This is a genomic window from Cupriavidus sp. UYPR2.512, from assembly GCF_000379565.1.
Classification (GTDB): Bacteria; Pseudomonadota; Gammaproteobacteria; order Burkholderiales; family Burkholderiaceae; genus Cupriavidus.
In genome coordinates, this window is the sequence record NZ_KB903090.1 from 1 (window position 1) to 1,463 (window position 1,463).

The following is a 1,463-nucleotide window of genomic DNA, read 5'->3' on the forward strand; positions in this document are numbered from 1 at the left end:
GCCTGCAGGCAGATAAAGAACAGCATCTGCGCCAGCGCCAGCGTGATCATCGAGAAGTAGATGCCCTGCCGGCGGATGGCCAGCGAACCCACCACATAGCCGATCAGCGCGCCCGTGCCGGTGCCCAGGATCAGGCCGATCTCCGGGGTCACGCCCCAGACCTTCATCGCATGGCCGGCGGCGTAGCCAGCGCCGCCGAAGAAGGCCGCATGGCCGAACGACAGCAGCCCGGTATAGCCGATCAGAAGGTTGAAGGCGCACGCGAACATCGCGAAGCACAGCATCTTGAGCACGAACACCGGATACGCACCGACCAGCGGCGCAGCCAGCAGGCACGCCAGCACCACGCCGTACAGAACCTGCTTGGGCAAGCGCCCCGCCATCTGCTGCTGCCGCATGCCAATTGCGGCGATAGATTGTCCGCTCATCACTTCTCCTTTCCGAACAGCCCTGCCGGGCGCAACAACAGCACCACCACCATGATGACGAAGACAACGGTGGAAGATGCTTCCGGGTACAACACCTTGGTCAGCCCTTCGATCACGCCCAGCCCCAGGCCGGTCAGGATCGCGCCCATGATCGAGCCCATGCCGCCGATCACCACCACCGCGAACACGACGATGATCAGGTTCTGTCCCATCAGCGGCGATACCTGCATGACGGGCGCCGCCAGCACCCCGGCAAGCGCGGCCAGCGCCACGCCGAAGCCATAGGTCAGCGTCACCATCAGCGGCACGTTGACGCCGAACGCCTCGACCACCTTGGCGTTCTCGGTGCCGGCGCGCAGGTAGGCGCCCAGCTTGGTCTTCTCGATCACATACCACGTCGACAGGCAGACCGCCAGCGATGCCCCAACCACCCACACACGGTAATTGGGCAAGCGCATGAAGCCGAGGTCGGAGGCGCCCTGCAGTGCCTCGGGCGGTGCATAGGGCAGCCCGGACACGCCATAGACCGAGCGGAAGATGCCTTCGATCACCAGCGTGATGCCCAGCGTCAGCAGCAGGCCGTAGATATGGTCGAGCTTGTAGACCCAGCGCAGCATGGTCTTCTCGATCCCCACGCCAAGCGCGGCCACCACCAGCGGCGATATGAGCAGCATCACCCAGTAGCTGAGCCCGGCATAGGCCATGCCGGCCCACGCCAGCACCGCGCCCAGCATGAAGAGCGCACCGTGCGCGAAGTTGATGACATTCAGCAGCCCGAAGATGACCGCCAGGCCCAGGCTCAGCATGGCGTAGAAGGCGCCGTTGACTAGCCCCAGCATCAACTGCGACAGCAGCGCCGGGAACGGGATTTCAAACAGGGTCATGGGTGCTCCTCATACGCCCAGCAATTCATGCAGCACCGGCATCCTGGCCTGCAGCGCATTGGCCGCGAAGCGCTCGACGATGCTGCCGTGCTCCATCACGTAGAAGCGGTCCGCCAGCGGCGCGGCAAAGCGGAAGTTCTGCTCCACCATC

General features: G+C 64.5%; 1 protein-coding gene and 2 pseudogenes. All 3 read right to left on the reverse strand.

Going from position 1 to position 1,463, the window contains the following annotated elements; genetic code table 11:
- A pseudogene (locus A3A5_RS0122020) lies at positions 1-383 on the reverse strand (branched-chain amino acid ABC transporter permease); the annotation flags it as partial.
- A 44-nt stretch (positions 384-427) separates the two neighbouring features.
- On the reverse strand, positions 428-1,312 hold the full coding sequence (locus A3A5_RS0122025) for a branched-chain amino acid ABC transporter permease (RefSeq protein ID WP_018312683.1): 885 nt from the start codon (positions 1,310-1,312) through the stop codon (positions 428-430).
- A 9-nt stretch (positions 1,313-1,321) separates the two neighbouring features.
- Positions 1,322-1,463 (reverse strand): annotated as a pseudogene (locus A3A5_RS42035) (ABC transporter ATP-binding protein); the annotation flags it as partial.

Coding starts and splice junctions, on each gene's coding strand:
- A3A5_RS0122025 (WP_018312683.1), bottom strand. CDS start 1,312: ATGACCCTGTTTGAAATCCCGTTCCCGGCGCTGCTGTCGCAGTTGATG.